This is a genomic window from Vibrio sp. 10N.222.52.B12, from assembly GCF_002875385.1.
Classification (GTDB): domain Bacteria; phylum Pseudomonadota; class Gammaproteobacteria; order Enterobacterales; family Vibrionaceae; genus Vibrio; species Vibrio jasicida.
This window is the reverse complement of sequence record NZ_MDAW01000007.1, coordinates 1-21,445: the sequence shown is the minus strand read 5'-3', so window position 1 is coordinate 21,445 and position 21,445 is coordinate 1. Positions and strand designations below refer to the sequence as shown.

Below are 21,445 nucleotides of genomic sequence, written 5' to 3'. Positions count from 1 at the left end.
CTTATCTCAGGACGGGACATTCATAGAATGAGAAAAGGCAGGGAAGTCCCTGCCTTTTTTGTATTGGTAAGTCAGTGATCAGTGAAGGATTCGGGCACGAATGGTGCCTTCGATGCCTTTTAATTTAACTAATGCTTCTGCTGCGCGAGAGGTTTCTACGTCAATCACTACGTAGCCTATCTCAGCTGCGGTTTGTAGGTACTGGCCGGCGATGTTGATGCCGTCTTCTGCGAAAATGGTGTTGATTTGCGTCAGGATACCAGGACGGTTTTTGTGGATGTGGAGTAGACGTGAACATTCACGATGCTCTGGCAGTGATACTTCTGGGAAGTTCACGCTCGATAGTGTTGAACCATTGTCTGAGTACTTCGCCAACTTGCCCGCAACTTCTACACCAATGTTTTCTTGTGCTTCTTGTGTTGAGCCACCGACGTGTGGCGTTAGGATAACGTTGTCGAACTTCTGTAGTGGAGACTCAAACGCATCGGCGTTGGTTTTTGGCTCTACAGGGAATACGTCGATAGCTGCTCCAGAAATATGGCCTGATTCTAGGCTGTGGCATAGAGCCGGAATATCAACAACAGTACCGCGCGCCGCATTGATAAAGATAGCGCCCGGCTTCATGCGCGCGAACTCTTCCTCACCCATCATGTTCTTGGTTTCTGGCGTCTCTGGTACGTGCAAAGAAACGACGTCACATTTATTTAGTAACTCACTCATGGTGAGCACTTGTGTCGCATTACCTAGAGACAGTTTGTTTTCAATGTCGTAGTAGTAAACGCGCATGCCTAGGTTTTCGGCAATGATACCTAATTGCGTACCAATGTGACCGTAACCAATGATGCCCAGACGTTTCCCGCGAGCTTCGTAAGAACTGTCTGCACTCTTTTTCCAAATGCCACGGTGCGCGAGTGCGTTCTTTTCTGGAATGCCACGAAGAAGCAACAGGATTTGACCTAGAACCAACTCTGCGACGCTGCGCGTGTTTGAGAAAGGTGCGTTGAATACAGGGATACCACGCACCGAAGCAGCGTTGAGGTCTACTTGGTTGGTACCGATACAAAAACAGCCAATCGCAACTAGCTTGTTCGCCGCATTGATCACGTCTTTCGATAGGTTTGTTCGGGAGCGGATACCGATGAAGTGTACGTCTTTTACTGCTTCAATCAGTTCTTCCTCAGAAAGGGAACCTTTGTGATATTCAATGTTGCTGTAGCCAGCTGCTTGAAGAACTTCAACTGAAGAAGGGTGGAGTCCCTCTAGCAAGAGGATCTTAATCTTTTCTTTTTCCAGTGAAACTTTGGCCATTTTTCTCGTCCTTAAAATGGAAAGGTGGGCTAATGTGGCGCACATAAAGCAAAACCATTAAAAAGGGGATAATTAACAGTTTTGTTGGAAGACAAACGTTTCCCTGTGCGTCTTCTGTTCAATAAAGTAACAAAAAATTTTTGCTTTGGGTAAGAAAATTACGGAATAAGGCATGCTTTTCTTAGAAAAAGAAAGAAAAAACGGCGCCCTAGGGCGCCGTCTGTAATGAAATAACAGAAAATTTAAGTCAACTAGTGACTTATTCTTCTATTTTTGCACCTTCTGGTGTGCCAGTGATAACCACATCTGCACCACGGTGAGCGAATAGACCCACAGTCACAACACCCGCGATGCCGTTGATCTTATCTTCCATCTCTTTTGGGTTAGTGATTTGCATGTTGTGTACGTCTAGGATCACGTTGCCGTTGTCCGTCGTTACGCCTTCACGGTATGCAGGGTCACCACCTAGTTTTACCAATTCACGAGCTACGTAAGAGCGTGCCATTGGGATAACTTCTACAGGAAGTGGGAATTGGCCCAGTACGTCAACTGCTTTTGTGCCGTCAACGATACATACGAATTTGTCTGAAATCGCTGCAACGATTTTTTCACGAGTCAATGCAGCACCGCCGCCTTTGATCATATCGCGTGTTGCATTGATTTCATCTGCACCATCAACGTAGACATCTAGCTTCACTACGTCGTTACACTCGAATACTTCAATACCAAGCTCTTTTAGGCGCTCAGTAGAAGCAATAGAGCTAGACACTGCACCTTTGATATCGTCTTTGATACTGCCTAGGGCATCGATGAAGTGATTCACGGTAGAGCCAGTACCAACACCGACAATGCTGTCTTTCTCAACATATTTAAGTGCTGCCCAACCAGCCGCTTTCTTCATTTCATCTTGAGTCATGCCAATCTCCTGAATAGATGTTCGTTAACGTTTGCGGCGTGATTATAGCGGGTAAGTTCTACTTTTCCCATTGCCAGATCTGGCTTGGAGTCACGATCTTAGGTAATGGGATGTCCCAACTCTCTGTTGGAAGGCGTTCGACATGCTGACAATCATGAGCAATGCCGATTGGCTTGGCGCCCTCGCCAGTACTAAACCAGCGTGAGAGTGTCCTGTCATAGTAGCCTCCGCCCATACCTAAGCGATGACCGATACTGTCAAAACCAACTAATGGTGTGCAGATCAGGTCGAGATCTCGAACGGGCTTTAGGTAGGTGATATCGAGTTTGGGTTCTAAGATTCCATACTTATTAAACACCAACTGGTCATCGTTTACGTAATGAAGAAACAACAATTGGCCTTGCGAGAATGGGTGAATCACCGGTAGGTAAATCGACTTACCTTGTTGCCATAGCCACTCAATTAACGGTTTTGTATCGAGCTCTCCATCGGCGGAAAGATAAATGGCGATGTGATCTGAAACTTGGATTTCTGGCAACTGTGAAAACTGTTTAATTAGATCGAGCCCTGCTTGAAACTGAGTATCACTGCACAGGCCGTTACGTTTTTCACGGATGAGTTTACGGAATTCTTGTCGAGATAGGTTTGACATAGAGAGGATACCCCAGGGTGCCGTTGAGGATTGTGGCCCTTGAACCAGCTGGTTCAAGGCGGATCAGCAATGATAACCGTAGGCTTCTCGGTGCATGCCAAGCTTGCTCAATAGCTATCAAGTACTAACCCTTCGGTATTGCTTATCGGCTCAGGGACTTAAATCCAACTGACGAACACCCCAGGGTAAATTTGGTATCTACTGCTGTCCTTGCGTTACATTCTTAAGTGCGTTCTCTAGCGACGCAGTGAGCTTTTCCATTCGCTCCGTAATTTCTTGTTGCTGACCGTTTGATTCGTATGACTTGGTATGCAATTCATGACAAATATTTAATGCAGCAAAAGTCAGTAGCTGAATTTCATTGGTTACCTTAGTACGGTCTGTCATCTCTTTCAATCGACGATCGAGATCTTTAGCCGCTGTAATCAGTGACTCTTCTTGACCCGGTGGACAATTCACTCGTGTCATTTTTCCAAGGATTTCAACGTCGACCGCTTGATTGCTCATGATGAATAAACTCTATATTCGCGCTATCTAAGGTATTGCTTTGTACAACTACCGAGGAGGAAACTATAGGAAAACCGCTATTAAGATTCAAGCATTTCCCACCCTAGATAGAAAAATGGTGAAGTGATCACACAGGAATTGGACAAATTGAGTAAATGCTGTCCAAATTTGAATTTGATAGCCGTTTCAGCCGAGTAGGCTTGATGGTAGGATAGAACGATACATTATTACGCAAGAATGAGCCCAGTTATGAGTGAAATCACCCTTCCAGAATATCAATCTATTGCTGTTGAACTTAAATCCGCAAGCATTGCAGTGACGCCTGCTGAGTTACACGGGTTACTTGTCGGCATGCTAAGTGGTGGATTGGCGATTAACGATCAAACCTGGCAACCAATTTTGTTTGATTACACCAATGATGGCATGGGGTGGCCAACTACTGCACTGGCTTTTGCACAAAGCATTTTTAAAGTGACGGTAAATGAGTTGACAGGCACCTCGATGGAATTGTCTCTGTTGTTGCCTGATGAGCCAGGTGAAGAAGGCTTGTTCGCATTGGCTGATGGCCTATCTGATTTCGTTAACCATTTTATCTCAGGTTTGGGATTAGCTGGTATCGCCATGAATAAAGCGTCTGACGATGTGAAAGAGGCGTTAGCAGATCTTGAAGAGATCGCTAAGTTAGGCATTGATGAAGATGACGACCTAGGTGAGCAAGCTCAATTGCTAGAGCAAGTCATCGAACACGTCAAAGCATGCGTATTAACTATTCATGCCGAGTTTGGTGCTCGTCCTGAAAGCAACGATAGTAAACCGACGATTCACTGATCGTCGGTACCATTAATTGAATAGTTTCTAGAGGTTAGCATGAGGCAATATGACGTTGTAATTGCTGGTGGAGCCATGGCGGGAGCCACACTTGCTTTAGCGATAGATCGCTTATCGAAAGGACAACTTCGTGTTGCCGTTGTTGAGCCGTTTAAAGCGCAATCTAATGAGCACCCTGGTTTTGACTCTCGTTCCATTGCCTTATCCTACGGGACCGTCAACACCTTACGCCATTTGCAGTTGTGGGCGGCGGTTGAGCCTTTTGCAACTCCAATAGAGCACATTCATGTGTCCGATCGTTCTCATGCGGGGATGACTGAGATTACCAAGCACGAAGTTGGTGTTGAAGCACTTGGTTACGTAGTGGAACTCGCCGATGTTGGTCGCGTCTATCAAGAGCTCTTAGATAAGAGTGAGGCGATCAGTCTGTTTTGCCCGGATTCGGTCGTGAACATCGAGCGTGAGCAAGACAAAGCACACATTGAGCTGACGAGCGGTGAGAAGCTGGAAGCTAAGTTGCTCGTTGCTGCCGATGGCGCAGTATCGCAATGCTGTCAGCAAATCGGTTTAGAGTTGTCTGAGCATGATTTTGACCAAGTGGCAGTGATTGCGAATATCGTGACGCAAGAACCTCATCAAGGTCGCGCTTTTGAACGCTTTACCGAGAATGGCCCAGTCGCACTGCTGCCGATGAGTGACAGCCGCATGTCGTTGGTGTGGTGTCTGCGTCCTGAAGAAGCGCAGACCGTGGTGAACTTATCTGACGCGGAGTTCCTTGAGCGTTTGCAGAACGACTTTGGTTGGCGTTTAGGTGCGATGCAGAAAGTCGGACAACGCGCGAGCTATCCGCTTCTTCTGCGTCATCGTAAGCAGAACATTTCGCACCGCTTTGCTATTGTCGGCAATGCTGCACAAACGCTTCACCCGATTGCTGGGCAAGGCTTCAACCTTGGTATTCGTGATGTGGCATCGTTAGCGGAAGAGGTTGTTAAGCAAACTGAAGACGCGGGTCGTTACCAAGGCTTAATGCGATTTAGCCAGCGCCGTGAAGATGATCGCAGCGAAACAATTTGGCTAACCAGTTCTCTCGTGCATATTTTTTCAAATGATTTACCGGCGATGCGAATTGGGCGTAACCTTGCTCTCGCAACGATGGATAACTTTTCTACTTTTAAGCAGCCGCTGCTACGCCATACGCTTGGTCTAGTGAAACGATAAACGGCAACGAATTAGGTAACAAAAGCAATGATGCAAAGTGTAGATATCGCCATCATCGGTGGTGGAATGGTAGGTTTAGCATTGGCGGCCGCTTTTAAGGACAGTGACCTGCGAGTAGCCGTTATCGAAGGCGCAGTGCCAAACGACACCCTAAATGAACTGCCAGATGTACGCGTATCGGCGTTGAGCCGTTCAAGTGAAACTATCCTTCGCAACCTTGGTGCTTGGCAAGGTATCGAGCAGCGTCGTGCTTCACCGTACCATGCGATGGAAGTGTGGGAGCAAGACAGTTTCGCTAACATCGCATTTGATGCACAAAGCATGGCTCAACCAGACCTTGGTCATATCGTTGAAAACCGCGTGATTCAATTAGCGCTGCTAGAACAAGTACAAAAGCTGGATAACGTAACACTGTTTATGCCTGCTCGTTGTGCAACGCTTGCGGTGGGTGAGCAAGAAAGTTGGCTAACGCTAGACAATGGTCAGGCCATGACTGCTAAGTTGGTTGTTGGCGCCGATGGTGCAAACTCTTGGCTGCGCAACCAAATGGATATTCCATTGACGCATTGGGATTACGGTCATAGTGCACTTGTCGCGAACGTGAAAACCGCTGACCCACACAACAGCGTTGCGCGTCAGATCTTTACACCGCAAGGTCCATTGGCTTTCCTTCCGATGTCTGATCCGCACATGTGCTCGATTGTTTGGTCTACCGAACCAAATCGTGCCGAGCAACTGCTGGCGATGAATGAGCAAGAGTTCAATAAGGCATTAACTAGCGAATTTGATGTGCGTTTAGGTTTGTGTGAAGTAGTTGGTGAACGTGCGGCGTTCCCGCTTAAGATGCGTTATGCGCGTGACTTTGTGGTTGAACGCGTGGCGTTAGTTGGCGATGCAGCACACACCATTCATCCACTAGCAGGGCAGGGTGTGAACCTTGGTTTATTGGATGCTGCGAGCTTAGCGCAAGAGGTGCTAACATTGTGGAAACAAGGGCAAGACATTGGCACTAAACGTAACCTACGTGGTTATGAACGTTGGCGTAAAGCGGAAGCTGCGAAGATGATTGCTGCGATGCAAGGCTTCCGTGACCTGTTCTCTGGTGAGAATCCTGCTAAAAAGCTGGTACGTGGAATTGGTTTGAGTTTAGCTAGCCAGCTACCAGGAGCAAAAGACGAGATAATGAAACGCGCATTGGGTTTGAAAGGCAATTTGCCGGAACTTGCGCGTCAATAACGAGCTTATTGCTCGACGAATAGAAGACACAAAAAAGGCTGGTTAATCCAGCCTTTCCTTTACATCGATGTTGTCGCTAAGCGTATGCGCATCTGAGCTTCATAATCTCTTGGTTAATTTCTTTAACCGCTTGAAAGTGGCGTTTTTCCGCTTTCTCTGGCAGCATTAATTTTCCATTATCAAACTCAAATTTACCGACTCCGTAAATATAAATTCTTCCTTTAAAAAGACGACTTATGTGTTTAGCAATCATACCTGGTGTATAGCGCTTAAACAGTCTCATATTTACTTTTCCTTATCTCTTACCTAGCTCAGTTATCTTACGTTTTTGGCGTAAAAATTATTGTGACAGCAATGGTATTAAGTACAGATGAGTTGTATCGCTTTAGAGATTTGTGCTGCCATAGACAAATTGACAGGGTCATATCTCAAATAGCGTGAGGATTACCTCAAAAAAACACTAGCGAAGGAACCGTTCCTTATCTCCTTCTGTTGTTACGTAGTGCATTAAGCAACTGTTTTGTTACAGAATTAAGAATAGAAGGAAAATAATTGTTTGCTAAATGTTTTTACTCAATTGATTGCATTTTTATCGTTTCGCCGGATTAAGGGCTTAATACATGGCTTTCATCGAGTTAGAGGGAAGAGGCGCAGAAAAGTTCCGTATAAAAAAAAGCCCGCTTCGGCGGGCGAATAGTCACAGATGCATTACACAAAAGTGGACGACTGACCGTGTGGCAGAGGCCAATTCAGTCAGCAGTTTCACTTTATGTTGATTAAGTCGTTGTTGAAAACTTAACCAACAAATTCAGCATATACGAGTTTATTACGCGTGACTATTTATGTTTTAAAAATGATTAAAAATTCCACTTTGTATGTTGGGAGATATGAGTGAGATCACGTAGGTGTGAGAAAGCCTGCATGTTATTACATTTTTACGAAGGTTAACGGCAGATATCGGCCAAGGTTGGTTGGCACAATTGCAGTAAATCATCGATAGATAATGCTAATCCAGCCATACGATCACCACTGCTGATAGTGATTTCTTTTTCTTCAAGCAAACTTGGGTCAAATACGATCGGCATGTAGCGTTTTAAGAGTAGTGGCGTGACAGTACCAATCTTGTATCCGGTAATCGCTTCTACGTCGGCTTGATCAACACACGTCATGCGACGGCACTGCAGTAATGCGCGCACCTTCTTTGGATCAACGCTACGATCACCTGGTGCACAAGCAAGCGCATATTGGTTTCCCATATCACGCAAAAGAATCGCTTTGACCATTTGAGAAGGGCGAATGCCGCGTTGTTGCGCGGCATCCTCAATGGTTGTTGCTGGCCTTTGATGAGGAAGAAGGCGGTACTCGATGTTTTGGTCCGCCAAAAACTGCATCAAAGGGGTATGAATGGTATTACTCATCGTCAAGGCTGTACGGCAGTGCTGCGATTTCCCATTCACATTCTGGTTGGTCAACCAAGCGCAGACGAGTGTCATCATCTAGGTTGTTTGGCAATACAATGAGACCCATCGCTTGGTTGTCGCTGAATTGGTAATGCGTGAGCAAGGCGCCTACTGAACGCCAGTTTTCACCGACACTACGTTCCAATTCGATCGCACCTTCACTTAAGGTTTCAACGGTTACACCTTTAACAATGTACATTGCACGTTTGTTGGTGCCGCGATATTTCGCGCGCGCTACAGTTTCTTGACCCGTGTAGCAGCCTTTCGTAAAGCTTATACCACCAAGCGCTTGTACGTTTAGTGCTTGTGGAATGTGTACGTTTTGCGTGTCTGCTGCCACGTATGGCAGTGCTGCCTCAATATCGAAACGGGTCCAAAGCTCGTGGGTTGTCAGTGTTGCTTGGCTATCTTCCACTAATGATTGTGCTGCTTCTGCTGTAAGCGCAAGCAACCAGCGATTCAGAGCGACTTTGACCGCAGTGCCGCCTTCAATCGCACGCACGTCGCCAGAATCAGCATTTAGCGTTGAGATGAATGCATCTGCATTCTTACCAGCAACACCCAGTACCACGTCGCTTGACTCTTCGATGGTCACTTTCGAGAACACTGCGTACTTTTTAATTTCTTTCAGTTCCACTTCAATTGCTGATTTCGGCTGAACCATTGAGTAGCCATCGTTATGGTGGAATAGGCGGAAGACACTCCACACTTTACCTTTCGCGTCACAATGTGCTCCCAACATTGATTGGTCTTTCTCAAGAGAAACCACATCGCAGGTAACTTGACCGTGTAGGTATGACTTTTTGTCGTCCCCGACCATGGTGATCATGCCCAGGTTATCCAATAGCGAGATAGACAGCTCCGGTAGCGCGTCTTGTGTCGATAGGTTCAGTGGTGAAAAGCGAGTTTGCCATTCCATGAGTACGATGCCTTTTGAAGATATTTTTCAGCTATGTTAATTGCAGATTAGACATTTGTCAGCACTCAATATATCCACTCAATTTTAAGGTGTTTGGCTCAACTGAACGTTTGTTTATTAAATGCGATCAGGATTTGCAGTGACTTGGCTACATATTGTGACCCGCACACTAGTGGCGTAGAACATCCCTTGTTACACTCCGCACTAAGAACAAGACATCTATGAAGGAATACTGAATGTACACTGCGGAAGAAAAGGCGCGTATTAAATGGGCTTGTCGTCGTGGCATGCTTGAGCTTGACGTGGTGATTATGCCGTTTTTTGAAGAGTGCTTCGATGCACTAGGTGAGCAAGAGCAACGTGATTTTGTTTCGTTGTTAGAATGTGATGATCCAGATTTGTTTACTTGGGTCATGGGTCATGGTCGCAGCGAAAACCTTGGTCACGCTTCGATGGTTGATAAAATTGTCGCACACAACCTCAGCAAGGTTCGTTAACCTTACTGTTTCTAAATCTCTAAACGCCCAAGCGCTGCATTACTTGATTCTTTTCGGTTTAGCTTGGGCGGTTATCTTCTCTGATATTCCACTCGTCTTATCTAGTTATCTGTTACTACTGATCTATCGTTGCCATACCCAAGGTGGATTCGTCATGCCGTCAACTGTCGGGAATTGGTATTTTCATCGTGATGGAACGGTTCGAAATGACGCTCAAACTTCACTGTTATCAGGAGTCGATCTTTCCGCTTCTGTTTTCAAGGTGACGTTCAAGTTGGTATCTGGGGATAAGGTGACCGTTTGGCGAGACAGTTGTGATGATGTGTCGTATCGTCAATTGAATATGATATTGCGTCAATGGAAAATGGGAGCCGAAGCTCCCATTTGATATCGTGTCTAACTCTTTCTTACTTGGCGTCAGATTTACTTGTTTGGTGTCAGAATCGTCGGTCCGCTATTCTCTTGTTGGTTTGGATAATCCAAGGTGTAGTGTAGACCGCGGCTTTCTTTACGCTGCATCGCACAACGTACCATCAGTTCAGCTACTTGAAGTAGGTTACGCAGTTCTAGCAAGTTGTTTGAAACACGGAAGTGGCTGTAGTACTCATGCGTTTCTTGCTGAAGCATTTGAATACGGCGCAGTGCGCGTTCTAAACGTTTGTCCGTGCGAACAATGCCCATGTAATCCCACATAAACAAGCGAAGCTCATGCCAGTTATGCTGGATGATAACCTCTTCATCACTGTTGGTGACTTGGCTTTCATCCCAACAAGGTACTCGGGGTGCTAATTCGACCTTCGTGTGGTGCTTTAGGATATCTTTGGCGGCTGCCCATGCGTAGACCACACACTCAAGTAGTGAGTTTGAAGCCATGCGGTTTGCACCGTGTAGACCGGTGTAGCTGACTTCGCCAATGGCATATAGATTCTTCAAGTCCGTATTGCCGTTTTGATCGACCATCACGCCACCACACGTGTAGTGTGCGGCTGGAACAATTGGGATCGGCTCTTTGGTCATATCGATGCCAAGATCCATCAAACGAGAGTAGATGGTTGGGAAGTGCTTGGTAATGAATTCCGCAGGTTTGTGGCTGATGTCTAAATACATGCAGTCTGCACCTAGGCGCTTCATTTCAAAGTCGATGGCACGTGCGACGACATCACGCGGCGCAAGTTCTTTACGCTCATCAAAATCCGGCATAAAGCGTGAGCCATCAGGGCGTCGCAGATAGGCACCTTCACCACGCAAGGCTTCTGTGAGTAGGAAGTTACGTGCTTCAGGGTGGAACAGGCAAGTAGGGTGGAATTGGTTGAATTCCATATTTGCGACACGGCAGCCTGCGCGCCAAGCAATCGCGATACCGTCACCAGAGGAAACGTCAGGGTTTGACGTATATTGGTAAACTTTGGAAGCGCCACCAGTCGCAAGAACAACAAATTTAGCGCGAACGGTTTCTACCTGTTCTTCATTTCGGTTCCAAATATAAGCGCCAATGATCTTGTTTTTGTCGCCGCCGACTTTATCTTCAGTGATTAAATCCAGAGCATTGTGACGTTCAAGAACATGAATGTTTGGGTGGCTGTGGGCGTTGTCTTGCAGTGAGGTTTGCATCGCCATACCTGTTGCATCCGCAGCATGCAAAATTCGGCGTCGACTGTGACCACCTTCGCGAGTTAAGTGGTAACGAGGTTCTTCATCAGAGTCATCGTCCTCACGGTCAAACGGTACACCACCATCAATCAACCATTGCACGCATTCTTTTGAATTCTCAGCGATAAACTTAACCGTTTCTTCATCGCAAATGCCATCACCAGCAATTTGTGTGTCTTCAACGTGAGACTCGATGGTGTCAGATTCATCGAAGACCGCAGCGATACCACCTTGCGCGTAAAACGTCGCGCCTTCGCTGCGCGGGCCTTTACTCAACACCATCACTTTACAGTGGTTTGCTACGCGCAAAGCTAACGACAAGCCCGCGGCGCCACTCCCTACCACTAACACATCACATTCATGTTCACGATTCGTGTTCATATAACTTTTACAATCCCAAGCTAAGGTAACAAGGCTACCTTGTGTATATTTTGCACACCATGTGCATCCATTAACGCGACATCCGTCGCTAAGGGCTAAGTTGGGAGGTATCTAAATCACCGCAACTCTGGTGACTTGTGCCACTCTTATTTTTGCATGTTGATGACATGCGCATGCTTCCTGAGTTTTATTTTAAACGCGTTGTTCAGATAGCCATTAGCCGTGCCAACAAAAAGTAATAGTTTGTCAATGCCATTGCTTTTCTAGGCTCTACCCAGCACAATCTGGGACAGAGATCATCCATTATACCCATTTCCCCATCACTATGCTCGCTTGTCAAAACGAGACGTAATTCAGACGTGGCGAGGGATTTGGCTAGTGACATCACACTGTGAAAAAACAATGACAAAAAATTTGAGAAACCATGGAACTTTCTCATTCACGTCGGAGTCACAATAGTGCTCAAGTAAGCAGTGGTGTCAATACTACGTTTTGCATAATTAGTACCCATATCTGAGAAGAGTAGGGGCATAACAAATAGGAGTATCCGCTCGAATGAACGAGCAGCTGACCGATCAAGTATTGATTGAGCGAGTTCAGAATGGAGATAAGCAAGCATTCAACCTGCTGGTAACGAAGTATCAGAACAAGGTATGTAATCTTATTTCCAGATACGTAAGTAATCCTGGCGATGTTCCAGATGTAGCACAAGAAGCGTTTATCAAGGCTTACCGAGCTATCCCTAGCTTTCGCGGGGAGAGTGCGTTTTACACTTGGCTGTATCGCATTGCAGTGAATACTGCGAAGAATCATATCGTTGCTCAGGGTCGTAGACCGCCTGCGACGGACGTTGATGCTGAAGATGCTGAATTTTACGAAACAGGTAATGCATTGAAAGAAATTTCGAACCCTGAGAACTTAACGTTGTCCAAAGAATTGCAACGGGTAGTGTTCAGCGCAATCGAAGCCTTACCTGAAGATTTAAAAACGGCAATGACTCTGCGTGAGCTTGATGGCTTAAGCTATGAGGAAATTGCTGAAGTAATGGATTGCCCGGTGGGAACGGTACGATCACGTATCTTCCGTGCTCGTGAGGCGGTGGAAAAGAAAATCAAACCTCTTTTACAGCGCTAGTACAAGTGATAACTATGGTGAAAACAATGGCTGACAAAGAAAAACTTTCAGCTCTCATGGATGGAGAATTGGTCGATAAGGCTTTAATTCAAGAATTAGAGCAAGACCAAGAAAGCCGTGACGCTTGGCAGAACTATCATCTTATTGGTGATGTGATGCGAGGCGAAGCGCCAGCAAAACCTGAGTGGAATATTGCTGAAAGCGTGGCGTTAGCGTTAGAAGACGAGCCTGTGCATCGTGCTATCGATTCACGCAGTGCTAACGTTATTTCAATTAATGACGCGCCAAAAGAGTCGCAACCAGAGCCACAAAAAGCCAAGCGCCAGTTGCCTGCATGGCTAACTCAGTTTGGTCAGGTTGCCGTTGCTGCGTGTGTGTCACTTGCCGTGATTTTAGGTGTGCAACAATACGGTGGTAGCGACCCAATGTCGCCACAAGCCGATCAACTTCCTGTGCTTCAAACAGTGCCATTTGCTGGCAGTGCAGAACCAGTAAGTTTGACTCGTGAGTCCGTTGAGCGCTCGGTTGGCGAAGCAAATATGCAAGAGCAACGTAAACGTGTTCATGCTATGCTTCGTGACTACGAATTGCAGTTAAGAATTAACAGTGATGCGTCTCAGCAAGATGCAAATCTGACTCCGGATATTGAATGAAAAAATTTCTGATCAGCGCTTGCGCTCTGTTCAGTCTGATGTCTACTCAAGCCTTTGCTGGTGATAAACCAGCGGAGGCTTTATTGCATCAAATGAGCGAGGCGAGCAAAAATTTAAGCTACGAACTCTCTTATATCCTCATCAAAAAGAACAGCATTGAACCTTTGCTGTACCGCCATGCGACTCACGATAAAGATCAGTACGCACATCTTGTGTATTTGAGCGGTCCAGTTCGTGAAGTAATTCGTCGTGGTACTGAAGTGAGCTACATCGAAACCGGCGCAGAGCCGTTTACGATTGAATCTGGCAAGATGGTCGCACCAATCATGCCGATGCTGAACACCAATATCGATGAATTGAACCTCTATTACGATTACGTCAAAGTCGGTCGTGCTCGTGAAGCTGGCGTTCCGACTCAGGTGTTACGTATTGTGCCTAAAGACGGCTTGCGTTATTCGTACGTACTTTGGATTGATGAGAAAAGTAAGTTACCACTGCGTGCTGATCTGGTTGACCGAGATGGAGAAATGCTAGAGCAATACCGTACGATTTCATACTCGGTGAATCCAAAAATTGGCGAGTTGATGAGTGGTTTGGCAGATGTGCAGTTGCCAGCAGTATTGACGATGCCTAAAGGTGATATCGGTACGAGTGACTGGAACGTAGGTTGGATTCCTGAAGGTTTCCACCCAAATGAGCTAAATCGCTACCGAATGGCAGTGACCGACCAAATGGTTGAAAGCCAACTTTACTCGGATGGTTTATTCAGTTTCTCTGTTTATGTCGCCAGCAAAGATGAGCATTCGCTGAAAGGTCAGCTGGTTCGTCAAGGCCGCCGTACTTTGCATAGCTTTGTAAGTGGTAATCATGAAATCTCTGTTGTGGGTGATATTCCACCGGCAACTGCTCAGCGTATTGCACAATCTGTTACGTTTGATGCAGCAAAGAGTAAAGCGCAATGATGACCGCATTAGCAACCGTGACGAGTGTTCATCGTCACGGTCAGCAATACGATATCGATTTAAGCTGCGAGCAACAGACCAGTTGCAGCAGCTGTTCTTCGCAAAAAAGCTGTGGCACTGGCGTGGTTACTAAAGCAATTGGTAACAAAACATTAGCATGGCATCTGCGTACAAAAACATCTGTCAAAGTTGGTCAGGTGGTAGAAATCGGCTTTCCTGAGTCGAGCCTGATCAAATCCGCAATGGCGGTTTACCTTCTTCCTCTGTTTGGTCTGATTTTTGGTGCCGTGATTGGCAACTTCCTTCTTGAGCCTTTAACCGCAGGCGGCGAGGGCATTACCATCTTAGCTTCGGTTTTGTTTGCTGCTGGTGGTATGTGGCTCGCTAAACGTGTGTCACGGCCTTTAGAAGATGAATCAAAACGCCAAGTCACTCTCATTCGAGTTCTCGGTGAGCCTATCCAGTAAGTACGTACCTCGAGGTTACTAAGGTATATACTTTAAATAAGGTGCGCCCGTTAACGAAATTGGGTAGAATCTGCCAACTTGATTGAAATGCCGTCAGCTGATGGCTTTCTTACTGTCCTTATTTGTAAAGAGTTAGTCACCCTAAATCTATGAAGCACATTCGTAACTTTTCGATTATCGCCCACATCGACCATGGTAAGTCGACCCTATCAGACCGTCTAATCCAAGTTTGTGGAGGATTAAGCGATCGTGAAATGGCCGCACAGGTTCTGGATTCTATGGATCTTGAACGTGAGCGTGGCATCACTATCAAAGCGCAGAGTGTGACTCTTGATTACACCGCAAAAGATGGCGAGACATACCAACTTAACTTTATCGACACTCCTGGACACGTAGACTTCTCGTACGAAGTTTCACGTTCCCTGGCCGCTTGTGAAGGGGCGTTGTTGGTGGTTGACGCAGGTCAAGGTGTAGAGGCTCAAACGCTTGCCAACTGTTACACCGCGATCGAAATGGATTTGGAAGTTGTGCCAATCCTAAACAAAATCGACCTCCCAGCAGCAGAACCAGAGCGTGTAGCTGAAGAGATTGAGGAGATTGTTGGTATCGACGCGATGGAAGCGACGCGTTGTAGTGCGAAGACAGGTCTAGGCGTGGATGACGTTCTAGAAAATATTGTCTCTGCGATACCTTCTCCAGAAGGTGATCCTGAAGCGCCACTTCAAGCATTGATCATCGATTCATGGTTCGATAATTATCTTGGCGTTGTTTCTTTGGTTCGTATTAAAAACGGCGCGCTGAAGAAAAATGACAAAATCAAGGTAATGAGCACAGGCCAAGTTTGGGGTGTTGACCGTCTAGGTATCTTCACACCAAAACAAGTTGATACGACAGAGTTAAATACTGGCGAAGTAGGCTGGGTTGTTTGTGGTATCAAAGACATCCTTGGTGCTCCAGTGGGTGATACACTGACAACCGCAAAAAATGGTTGTGAGAAAGCACTTCCTGGCTTCAAAAAAGTGAAGCCTCAGGTATACGCGGGTCTATTCCCAGTATCATCTGATGACTACGAAAACTTCCGTGACGCACTTGGTAAACTGAGCCTGAATGATGCGTCGTTGTTCTACGAGCCAGAAAGCTCGGCAGCACTTGGTTTTGGTTTCCGTTGTGGCTTCCTTGGTATGCTGCACATGGAAATTATCCAAGAACGTCTTGAGCGTGAATACGACCTTGACCTTATTACAACCGCACCAACGGTAGTTTATGAAGTTGAGCAAACAAGTGGCGAAATCCTGTATGTGGATAGCCCTGCAAAGCTACCAGCTGTAAACGACATCGAATTTATCCGTGAGCCTATTGCGCGTTGTAATATTCTTGTGCCATCGGATTACCTAGGTAACGTAATCACACTTTGTGTTGAGAAGCGTGGTATGCAGGTTGATATGGTTTACCACGGTAACCAAGTTGCGGTGACGTACGATATCCCTATGGCAGAAGTTGTACTCGATTTCTTTGACCGCTTGAAGTCAACATCTCGTGGTTATGCATCATTGGATTACAACTTCCAGCGTTTTGAAGAATCAAACATGGTTCGTGTAGACGTTCTGTTGAACGGCGATAAAGTGGATGCTTTAGCTATCATCACGCACAAAGATCAAGCGCAAAGCCGCGGTCGTTTGTTAGTTGAGAAGATGAAAGAATTCATTCCTCGTCAGATGTTTGATATCGCGATCCAAGCGGCAATCGGTAACCACATCATTGCTCGTTCTACTGTGAAACAGCTACGTAAGAACGTAATCGCGAAATGTTACGGTGGTGACGTGAGCCGTAAGAAGAAACTTCTGAAGAAACAGAAAGAAGGTAAGAAACGTATGAAGCAGATCGGTAACGTAGAGCTGCCTCAAGAAGCGTTCCTAGCGATTCTTCACGTTGGTAAAGACTAGAGTTGAACTATCTCTTACTCTTGTCTGTCATAAGACGTTAGATAGTAAAATAAGTGAAAGGGTTTCGGCTCTTTCACTTTCGTATTTTTAGATAAGGGAATTTAATGGCGAATACATTCTCACTGATTCTAGTTATCGTGACTTTGGTAACTGGCGTAGTTTGGCTACTGGAAAAGCTGGTGTTTGCGAAAAAACGTCAAGCGAAAGTAGAAGAGATTCAAGCACAGACAGCTAATGGCCTAGACGCGGTAACACTACAGAAAGTAGAACGTCAGCCATGGTGGATTGAGAATAGCGTGTCTATTTTCCCTGTAATTGCATTCGTTCTTGTATTGCGTTCTTTTATCTATGAACCGTTCCAAATTCCTTCAGGCTCAATGATGCCCACCCTACTAGTGGGCGACTTTATTCTGGTGGAGAAATACGCTTACGGATTGAAAGATCCTGTTTGGCGTCATCAGCTAGTGGAAACTGGCAAACCAGAGCGTGGTGATATTGTGGTATTCAAATACCCACCTCAACCAAATATTGACTACATTAAACGTGTTGTTGGCTTACCTGGCGATACGGTTCGTTACTCAAGTGACAAGCAAGTGTGTATTCAATCGCAAGGTGATTCGGTTTGTAAGCCAGTTAAATTGAGCAATGTTGAAGAAAGTCCGTTCATCCAAAACGGTATTCCTCTGATTCAGATGAATGAAAAACTGGGTGAAGTGGAACACCAAATCTTGGTTAACCCATTAGCTCGTGACCGTGTGCAGAACTACCAGCCACGTCCAGGAGTTAACGAATGGGTTGTACCGCAAGGTCAGTACTTTGTTATGGGTGATAACCGTGATAACAGTGCTGATAGCCGTTACTGGGGCTTTGTTCCAGAAGCAAACTTAGTGGGTAAAGCTGTCGCGATTTGGATTAGCTTCGAGTTTGATCGTGGCGCAGACAGCGTTCTACCTTCATGGATTCCAACTGGTGTGCGTTTTAACCGCGTCGGTGGTATTCACTAACCATTACATATCGAGAGAGTATGAATTCTCCAATTGATAAACTAGAGAGAAAGCTCGGCTACCAATTTAAGGATGCTGGGCTTATCAACTTGGCGCTGACTCACCGCAGCGCCAACAGTAAGCATAATGAACGTCTTGAGTTTCTGGGCGATTCAATTTTAAGTTTTGTCATCGCTGATGATCTGTACCATCGTTTCCCGAAAGTGAACGAAGGTGACATGAGCCGTATGCGCGCTACTTTGGTACGTGGGCACACATTGGCGGAACTGGGTCGTGAGTTCGATCTAGGAGATTATTTAAAATTAGGTCCAGGTGAATTGAAGAGTGGTGGATTCCGCCGAGACTCTATTCTAGCCGATGCGGTAGAAGCCATTATTGGTGCGATTTACCTTGATAGTGATATTGAAGCCGTGCGCGGTATTGTACTGAGTTGGTACAACTCGCGTCTTGAAGCCATCAAGCCTGGCGTATCACAAAAAGATCCAAAAACTCGCCTACAAGAGTTCCTGCAAGGCAGAAGAAAACCACTGCCTGTCTACACAGTGACTAATATTAAAGGTGAAGCGCACAACCAAGAGTTCACGGTTGAGTGTGACGTAGCAGGTGTGGATAAGCCTGTCATTGGTAAAGGCACCAGCCGCCGCAAGGCAGAACAAGCGGCTGCTGAAACAGCACTTGAGCAATTAACAAATGGCTGATAACGAATTCGATATCGATGCATTTTTTGCATCAAACGGTGAAGTAAGTTCACCAGAAAACCAGCACTGTGGCTTTATTGCGATTGTTGGTCGCCCAAACGTTGGTAAATCGACGCTTCTAAACAAAATTCTTGGTCAGAAGATTTCGATTACATCTCGTAAACCGCAAACGACTCGTCACCGCATCATGGGTGTGGACACTGACGGCGATTACCAAGCGATCTACGTAGATACACCAGGACTTCACATTGAAGAGAAGCGTGCGATCAACCGTTTGATGAACCGTGCGGCGAACTCATCGCTCAGTGATGTAAACCTAGTATTCTTCTTGGTTGATGGTACGCACTGGACCAAAGACGACGAGATGGTGCTGACTAAGCTTCAAAAGTCGAACTTCCCTGTAGTACTTTGTGTGAACAAGGTAGACAACGTGCAAGATCGTAACGAAGTGATGATGCACATGGCCGACATGTCTAAGAAAATGGACTTTGTTGACGTTGTGCCAATCTCTGCGAAACAAGGCAAGAACATCGACGTACTACGTAAGCACGTTCGCGATCACTTGCCAGAAGCAACGCATCACTTCCCTGAAGAATACGTAACAGACCGTTCTCAGCGTTTCATGGCGTCTGAAATCGTGCGTGAAAAGCTGATGCGTTTTACTGGTGAAGAATTGCCTTACTCGGTAACGGTTGAAATTGAACGTTTTGACTACAACCCAGAAAATGATGGCTTCCACATCAATGCCTTAATTCTTGTTGAACGTAACGGTCAAAAGAAAATGGTCATTGGTAAAGGCGGTGAGAAGATCAAGACCATTGGTCGTGAAGCGCGCTTAGATATGGAAGAGTTGTTCGGCCGTAAGGTTTACCTAGAGACTTGGGTAAAAGTGAAATCTGGTTGGGCAGACGACGAACGTGCATTGCGTTCACTTGGTTACATCGACGACCTATAAGTTTGGTTGCTTGTAAGTTTGGTAACGAAGACACTTCGTTCCAACATCGATAAAAACTAAATATCGATTAGAATAAGGAGCCAATTGGCTCCTTATTTTTTATTCACACTTCTTAGGCACACTGACGAGATGAGCAACCAGTCTTCAGAAGGCTTTCAACGCTGCTTTGTATTGCATCGACGCCCTTACAGTGAATCGAGCTTAATCCTTGATGTATTCAGCGAGGAGTATGGTCGAATTACATTGATGGCAAAAGGTGCCCGCGGTAAACGCTCCAATCTTAAAGGCGCATTGCAGCCCTTTACCCCTTTATTGCTGAAATGGTCAGGGAAAGGCTCGATGAAGACGTTACGTCAAGCAGAGCCCATCAGCTTAGGTTTGCCTTTGACAGGAATAAACCTTTACTCCGCCATGTACGTAAATGAATTGATTGGAAGGGTGTTGATGGCAGAAGTGCCAATGCCTGCGCTGTTTCATGATTATCTGCATGCACTAACGGAACTAGCTCAGAGTGATAACCCTGAACCGGGCTTGCGTCGTTTTGAATTGGCCCTGCTGTCTTCTATGGGGTATGGCGTCGATTTTTTGCATTGTGCTGGTACTGGTGAACCCGTTGATCCTGAGATGACTTACCGCTATCGCGAACAAAAAGGATTCATCGCATCAGTAAGGCGAGATAACCTCACTTTTTTGGGGAATGAATTGATTGCGATTAGTGAACGGCGATTCATCACTAAAGAGCAATTAAAAGCGGCGAAACGCTTTACACGTATGGCCTTAAAGCCGTATCTTGGCGGCAAACCTTTAAAAAGTCGTGAATTATTCATTCAGACATACAGAGCACGGAGTAATGGAAAATGAGCTCAATCTATTTAGGCGTTAATATCGACCATATTGCCACTCTACGTAATGCGCGTGGTACTAAATACCCAGATCCAGTTCATGCTGCTGAGATCGCAGAGCGTGCTGGCGCAGACGGTATTACTATTCACCTGCGTGAAGACCGTCGCCACATTCTAGATCGTGACGTGCGCATCCTACGTGAGACCATTCAAACTCGTATGAACCTTGAAATGGCAGTAACAGACGAGATGGTTGAGATTGCACTACAGACTAAGCCTGAATTCGTGTGTCTGGTTCCTGAAAAACGTGAAGAGTTGACAACAGAAGGTGGTCTTGACGTTGTTGGTCAGCTTGAGAAAGTGAAAGCTGCAACGCAAAAACTGACGGAAGCGGGCATCAAAGTCTCTCTATTTATTGATGCTGACCGTCAACAGATCGATGCGGCAAAAGCATGTGGTGTACCGTATATCGAACTTCACACTGGTCACTATGCGGATGCGGAGACTGAGGAAGACCAACAAGACGAGCTTAAGAAGATTGCTGCAGGTGCAAGCTACGCTGATGACCTAGGTATCATCGTTAATGCTGGTCACGGTCTGACTTACCACAACGTTGCGCCAATCGCTGCATTGCCTGAAATTTACGAACTGAATATTGGTCACTCGATCATCGGTCGTGCGGTATTTGATGGCCTAGAAAAGTCAGTGGCAGAAATGAAAGCCCTGATGGTCGCTGCACGTAAGTAATCCGTTTCAATCATGGCAATTTTAGGATTAGGAACCGATATCGCCGAGATTGGGCGAATAGAGAAAGCACTAGAACGCAGTGGTGAGCCATTTGCAAAGCGCATTCTCTCGGTTCAAGAAATGGCAAAATTTGACGAACTGAAACAAAAAGGTCGCTATCTAGCAAAGCGCTTCGCGGTAAAAGAAGCAGCATCAAAAGCGCTAGGCACGGGCATTGCGAAAGGCGTGACCTTCCATGACTTTACCGTTTCGAATGATGAGTTCGGTAAACCGATGTTGACGCTTTCTGGCGTGGCAAAGCAAATCGCCGAGTCGATGGGGGTGAATCATGTTCATCTATCGATTTCTGATGAGCGTCATTACGCGGTCGCGACAGTGATTTTTGAATCCTAATTTGTCTGATTACGGATTAATAACCGAATACGAAAAAGCCAGAGTCGATGCTCTGGCTTTTTTATGGTTCATCGC

24 protein-coding genes and 1 other RNA gene are annotated in these 21,445 nt (G+C 46.0%); 16 read left to right on the top strand and 9 right to left on the bottom strand.

Annotated elements, in window-relative coordinates; genetic code table 11:
* Nucleotides 1-78 precede the first annotated feature (78 nt).
* The 5 genes from serA to zapA form a co-directional block, all read right to left on the bottom strand.
* The gene (serA, locus tag BCT11_RS00580) at nucleotides 79-1,308 is read right to left on the bottom strand and encodes a phosphoglycerate dehydrogenase (RefSeq protein WP_038870325.1); all 1,230 of its coding nucleotides are present in this window, start codon (nucleotides 1,306-1,308) and stop codon (nucleotides 79-81) included.
* Between the two features lie 259 nt (nucleotides 1,309-1,567).
* Nucleotides 1,568-2,224, bottom strand: a complete 657-nt coding sequence (gene rpiA / locus BCT11_RS00575) for a ribose-5-phosphate isomerase RpiA (protein ID WP_038881162.1) — start codon at nucleotides 2,222-2,224, stop codon at nucleotides 1,568-1,570.
* Between the two features lie 58 nt (nucleotides 2,225-2,282).
* Nucleotides 2,283-2,876 carry a 5-formyltetrahydrofolate cyclo-ligase gene (locus BCT11_RS00570; RefSeq protein WP_042605408.1) on the bottom strand — a complete coding sequence of 198 codons (594 nt, stop codon included), beginning with the start codon at nucleotides 2,874-2,876 and terminating at the stop codon, nucleotides 2,283-2,285.
* A gap of 5 nt (nucleotides 2,877-2,881) precedes the next feature.
* Nucleotides 2,882-3,066: non-coding RNA, 6S RNA (gene ssrS, locus BCT11_RS00565), on the bottom strand.
* A gap of 8 nt (nucleotides 3,067-3,074) precedes the next feature.
* A complete protein-coding gene (zapA, locus tag BCT11_RS00560) occupies nucleotides 3,075-3,383 on the bottom strand; it encodes a cell division protein ZapA (protein WP_038870320.1) in 309 nt (102 codons plus the stop codon).
* 249 nt (nucleotides 3,384-3,632) lie between these two features.
* Here zapA and BCT11_RS00555 point away from each other — a divergent pair, with 249 nt between their 5' ends.
* The 3 genes from BCT11_RS00555 to BCT11_RS00545 are packed head-to-tail and all read left to right on the top strand — an operon-like array spanning nucleotide 3,633 to nucleotide 6,665.
* Nucleotides 3,633-4,211, top strand: a complete 579-nt coding sequence (locus BCT11_RS00555) for a YecA family protein (protein ID WP_038870319.1) — start codon at nucleotides 3,633-3,635, stop codon at nucleotides 4,209-4,211.
* Between the two features lie 39 nt (nucleotides 4,212-4,250).
* The gene (gene ubiH, locus BCT11_RS00550) at nucleotides 4,251-5,429 is read left to right on the top strand and encodes a 2-octaprenyl-6-methoxyphenyl hydroxylase (RefSeq protein ID WP_102386845.1); all 1,179 of its coding nucleotides are present in this window, start codon (nucleotides 4,251-4,253) and stop codon (nucleotides 5,427-5,429) included.
* Nucleotides 5,430-5,456: 27 nt separating this feature from the next.
* Nucleotides 5,457-6,665, top strand: coding sequence for an FAD-dependent 2-octaprenylphenol hydroxylase (locus BCT11_RS00545; protein ID WP_039976419.1), 1,209 nt, complete (start codon nucleotides 5,457-5,459; stop codon nucleotides 6,663-6,665).
* A 76-nt stretch (nucleotides 6,666-6,741) separates the two neighbouring features.
* Here the strand turns inward: BCT11_RS00545 and BCT11_RS00540 are convergent, their stop codons facing one another.
* The 3 genes from BCT11_RS00540 to ygfZ all read right to left on the bottom strand — a co-directional run bounded on the left by BCT11_RS00540 (nucleotide 6,742) and on the right by ygfZ (nucleotide 9,044).
* Nucleotides 6,742-6,948, bottom strand: coding sequence for a DUF1107 domain-containing protein (locus BCT11_RS00540; protein ID WP_005449772.1), 207 nt, complete (start codon nucleotides 6,946-6,948; stop codon nucleotides 6,742-6,744).
* Nucleotides 6,949-7,609: 661 nt separating this feature from the next.
* Nucleotides 7,610-8,083 (bottom strand): YbaK/EbsC family protein, encoded by a 474-nt coding sequence (locus BCT11_RS00535; protein WP_038870314.1) that lies wholly within the window; start codon nucleotides 8,081-8,083, stop codon nucleotides 7,610-7,612.
* Entirely contained in the window at nucleotides 8,076-9,044 is a 969-nt protein-coding gene (gene ygfZ / locus BCT11_RS00530) for a tRNA-modifying protein YgfZ (protein ID WP_102386844.1), read from the bottom strand. Before ygfZ ends, BCT11_RS00535 begins: the two co-directional genes overlap by 8 nt.
* 236 nt (nucleotides 9,045-9,280) lie before the next feature.
* On the opposite strand from ygfZ, the gene BCT11_RS00525 reads away from it, so the two are divergent.
* Together BCT11_RS00525 and BCT11_RS28575 are read left to right on the top strand one after the other, a co-directional pair.
* On the top strand, nucleotides 9,281-9,541 hold the full coding sequence (locus BCT11_RS00525; RefSeq protein WP_038870312.1) for a succinate dehydrogenase assembly factor 2: 261 nt from the start codon (nucleotides 9,281-9,283) through the stop codon (nucleotides 9,539-9,541).
* Nucleotides 9,542-9,695: 154 nt separating this feature from the next.
* Nucleotides 9,696-9,929 carry a hypothetical protein gene (locus BCT11_RS28575; RefSeq protein WP_039976429.1) on the top strand — a complete coding sequence of 78 codons (234 nt, stop codon included), beginning with the start codon at nucleotides 9,696-9,698 and terminating at the stop codon, nucleotides 9,927-9,929.
* A gap of 35 nt (nucleotides 9,930-9,964) precedes the next feature.
* Here BCT11_RS28575 and nadB read toward each other — a convergent pair whose 3' ends face one another.
* Nucleotides 9,965-11,572: an L-aspartate oxidase gene (nadB, locus tag BCT11_RS00515; RefSeq protein WP_042602357.1), complete on the bottom strand. Its 1,608-nt coding sequence runs from the start codon at nucleotides 11,570-11,572 to the stop codon at nucleotides 9,965-9,967.
* A 555-nt stretch (nucleotides 11,573-12,127) separates the two neighbouring features.
* Between nadB and rpoE the strand changes: the two genes are divergently transcribed.
* From rpoE to acpS, 11 genes are all read left to right on the top strand, one after another.
* Entirely contained in the window at nucleotides 12,128-12,706 is a 579-nt protein-coding gene (gene rpoE / locus BCT11_RS00505) for an RNA polymerase sigma factor RpoE (protein WP_005436461.1), read from the top strand.
* A gap of 26 nt (nucleotides 12,707-12,732) precedes the next feature.
* Nucleotides 12,733-13,359, top strand: a complete 627-nt coding sequence (locus BCT11_RS00500) for a sigma-E factor negative regulatory protein (protein WP_038870308.1) — start codon at nucleotides 12,733-12,735, stop codon at nucleotides 13,357-13,359.
* A complete protein-coding gene (gene rseB, locus BCT11_RS00495) occupies nucleotides 13,356-14,321 on the top strand; it encodes a sigma-E factor regulatory protein RseB (protein WP_038870306.1) in 966 nt (321 codons plus the stop codon). The genes BCT11_RS00500 and rseB overlap by 4 nt, the downstream gene beginning before the upstream one ends.
* On the top strand, nucleotides 14,318-14,788 hold the full coding sequence (locus BCT11_RS00490) for a SoxR reducing system RseC family protein (RefSeq protein WP_042605412.1): 471 nt from the start codon (nucleotides 14,318-14,320) through the stop codon (nucleotides 14,786-14,788). The genes rseB and BCT11_RS00490 overlap by 4 nt, the downstream gene beginning before the upstream one ends.
* A 149-nt stretch (nucleotides 14,789-14,937) precedes the next feature.
* Complete coding sequence (gene lepA, locus BCT11_RS00485) at nucleotides 14,938-16,731, top strand: translation elongation factor 4 (RefSeq protein ID WP_039976434.1); 1,794 nt, start codon at nucleotides 14,938-14,940, stop codon at nucleotides 16,729-16,731.
* Nucleotides 16,732-16,835: 104 nt separating this feature from the next.
* Nucleotides 16,836-17,735, top strand: a complete 900-nt coding sequence (gene lepB, locus BCT11_RS00480; RefSeq protein WP_038881188.1) for a signal peptidase I — start codon at nucleotides 16,836-16,838, stop codon at nucleotides 17,733-17,735.
* A gap of 20 nt (nucleotides 17,736-17,755) precedes the next feature.
* Nucleotides 17,756-18,433: a ribonuclease III gene (gene rnc, locus BCT11_RS00475; RefSeq protein ID WP_005436448.1), complete on the top strand. Its 678-nt coding sequence runs from the start codon at nucleotides 17,756-17,758 to the stop codon at nucleotides 18,431-18,433.
* Nucleotides 18,426-19,388 (top strand): GTPase Era, encoded by a 963-nt coding sequence (gene era / locus BCT11_RS00470; RefSeq protein ID WP_038881191.1) that lies wholly within the window; start codon nucleotides 18,426-18,428, stop codon nucleotides 19,386-19,388. Before rnc ends, era begins: the two co-directional genes overlap by 8 nt.
* Nucleotides 19,389-19,517: 129 nt before the next feature.
* Complete coding sequence (gene recO, locus BCT11_RS00465; RefSeq protein WP_039976437.1) at nucleotides 19,518-20,249, top strand: DNA repair protein RecO; 732 nt, start codon at nucleotides 19,518-19,520, stop codon at nucleotides 20,247-20,249.
* The gene (gene pdxJ, locus BCT11_RS00460; protein ID WP_102386842.1) at nucleotides 20,246-20,977 is read left to right on the top strand and encodes a pyridoxine 5'-phosphate synthase; all 732 of its coding nucleotides are present in this window, start codon (nucleotides 20,246-20,248) and stop codon (nucleotides 20,975-20,977) included. Before recO ends, pdxJ begins: the two co-directional genes overlap by 4 nt.
* 12 nt (nucleotides 20,978-20,989) lie before the next feature.
* Nucleotides 20,990-21,370, top strand: a complete 381-nt coding sequence (gene acpS, locus BCT11_RS00455; RefSeq protein WP_038881196.1) for a holo-ACP synthase — start codon at nucleotides 20,990-20,992, stop codon at nucleotides 21,368-21,370.
* Nucleotides 21,371-21,445 lie beyond the last annotated feature (75 nt).

Bases quoted from the DNA above. Each gene is read 5' to 3' on its own strand.
- serA (WP_038870325.1), bottom strand. From the start codon at position 1,308: ATGGCCAAAGTTTCACTGGAAAAAGAAAAGATTAAGATCCTCTTGCTA.
- rpiA (WP_038881162.1), bottom strand. From the start codon at position 2,224: ATGACTCAAGATGAAATGAAGAAAGCGGCTGGTTGGGCAGCACTTAAA.
- BCT11_RS00570 (WP_042605408.1), bottom strand. From the start codon at position 2,876: ATGTCAAACCTATCTCGACAAGAATTCCGTAAACTCATCCGTGAAAAA.
- zapA (WP_038870320.1), bottom strand. From the start codon at position 3,383: ATGAGCAATCAAGCGGTCGACGTTGAAATCCTTGGAAAAATGACACGA.
- BCT11_RS00555 (WP_038870319.1), top strand. From the start codon at position 3,633: ATGAGTGAAATCACCCTTCCAGAATATCAATCTATTGCTGTTGAACTT.
- ubiH (WP_102386845.1), top strand. From the start codon at position 4,251: ATGAGGCAATATGACGTTGTAATTGCTGGTGGAGCCATGGCGGGAGCC.
- BCT11_RS00545 (WP_039976419.1), top strand. From the start codon at position 5,457: ATGATGCAAAGTGTAGATATCGCCATCATCGGTGGTGGAATGGTAGGT.
- BCT11_RS00540 (WP_005449772.1), bottom strand. From the start codon at position 6,948: ATGAGACTGTTTAAGCGCTATACACCAGGTATGATTGCTAAACACATA.
- BCT11_RS00535 (WP_038870314.1), bottom strand. From the start codon at position 8,083: ATGAGTAATACCATTCATACCCCTTTGATGCAGTTTTTGGCGGACCAA.
- ygfZ (WP_102386844.1), bottom strand. From the start codon at position 9,044: ATGGAATGGCAAACTCGCTTTTCACCACTGAACCTATCGACACAAGAC.
- BCT11_RS00525 (WP_038870312.1), top strand. From the start codon at position 9,281: ATGTACACTGCGGAAGAAAAGGCGCGTATTAAATGGGCTTGTCGTCGT.
- BCT11_RS28575 (WP_039976429.1), top strand. From the start codon at position 9,696: ATGCCGTCAACTGTCGGGAATTGGTATTTTCATCGTGATGGAACGGTT.
- nadB (WP_042602357.1), bottom strand. From the start codon at position 11,572: ATGAACACGAATCGTGAACATGAATGTGATGTGTTAGTGGTAGGGAGT.
- rpoE (WP_005436461.1), top strand. From the start codon at position 12,128: ATGAACGAGCAGCTGACCGATCAAGTATTGATTGAGCGAGTTCAGAAT.
- BCT11_RS00500 (WP_038870308.1), top strand. From the start codon at position 12,733: ATGGCTGACAAAGAAAAACTTTCAGCTCTCATGGATGGAGAATTGGTC.
- rseB (WP_038870306.1), top strand. From the start codon at position 13,356: ATGAAAAAATTTCTGATCAGCGCTTGCGCTCTGTTCAGTCTGATGTCT.
- BCT11_RS00490 (WP_042605412.1), top strand. From the start codon at position 14,318: ATGATGACCGCATTAGCAACCGTGACGAGTGTTCATCGTCACGGTCAG.
- lepA (WP_039976434.1), top strand. From the start codon at position 14,938: ATGAAGCACATTCGTAACTTTTCGATTATCGCCCACATCGACCATGGT.
- lepB (WP_038881188.1), top strand. From the start codon at position 16,836: ATGGCGAATACATTCTCACTGATTCTAGTTATCGTGACTTTGGTAACT.
- rnc (WP_005436448.1), top strand. From the start codon at position 17,756: ATGAATTCTCCAATTGATAAACTAGAGAGAAAGCTCGGCTACCAATTT.
- era (WP_038881191.1), top strand. From the start codon at position 18,426: ATGGCTGATAACGAATTCGATATCGATGCATTTTTTGCATCAAACGGT.
- recO (WP_039976437.1), top strand. From the start codon at position 19,518: ATGAGCAACCAGTCTTCAGAAGGCTTTCAACGCTGCTTTGTATTGCAT.
- pdxJ (WP_102386842.1), top strand. From the start codon at position 20,246: ATGAGCTCAATCTATTTAGGCGTTAATATCGACCATATTGCCACTCTA.
- acpS (WP_038881196.1), top strand. From the start codon at position 20,990: ATGGCAATTTTAGGATTAGGAACCGATATCGCCGAGATTGGGCGAATA.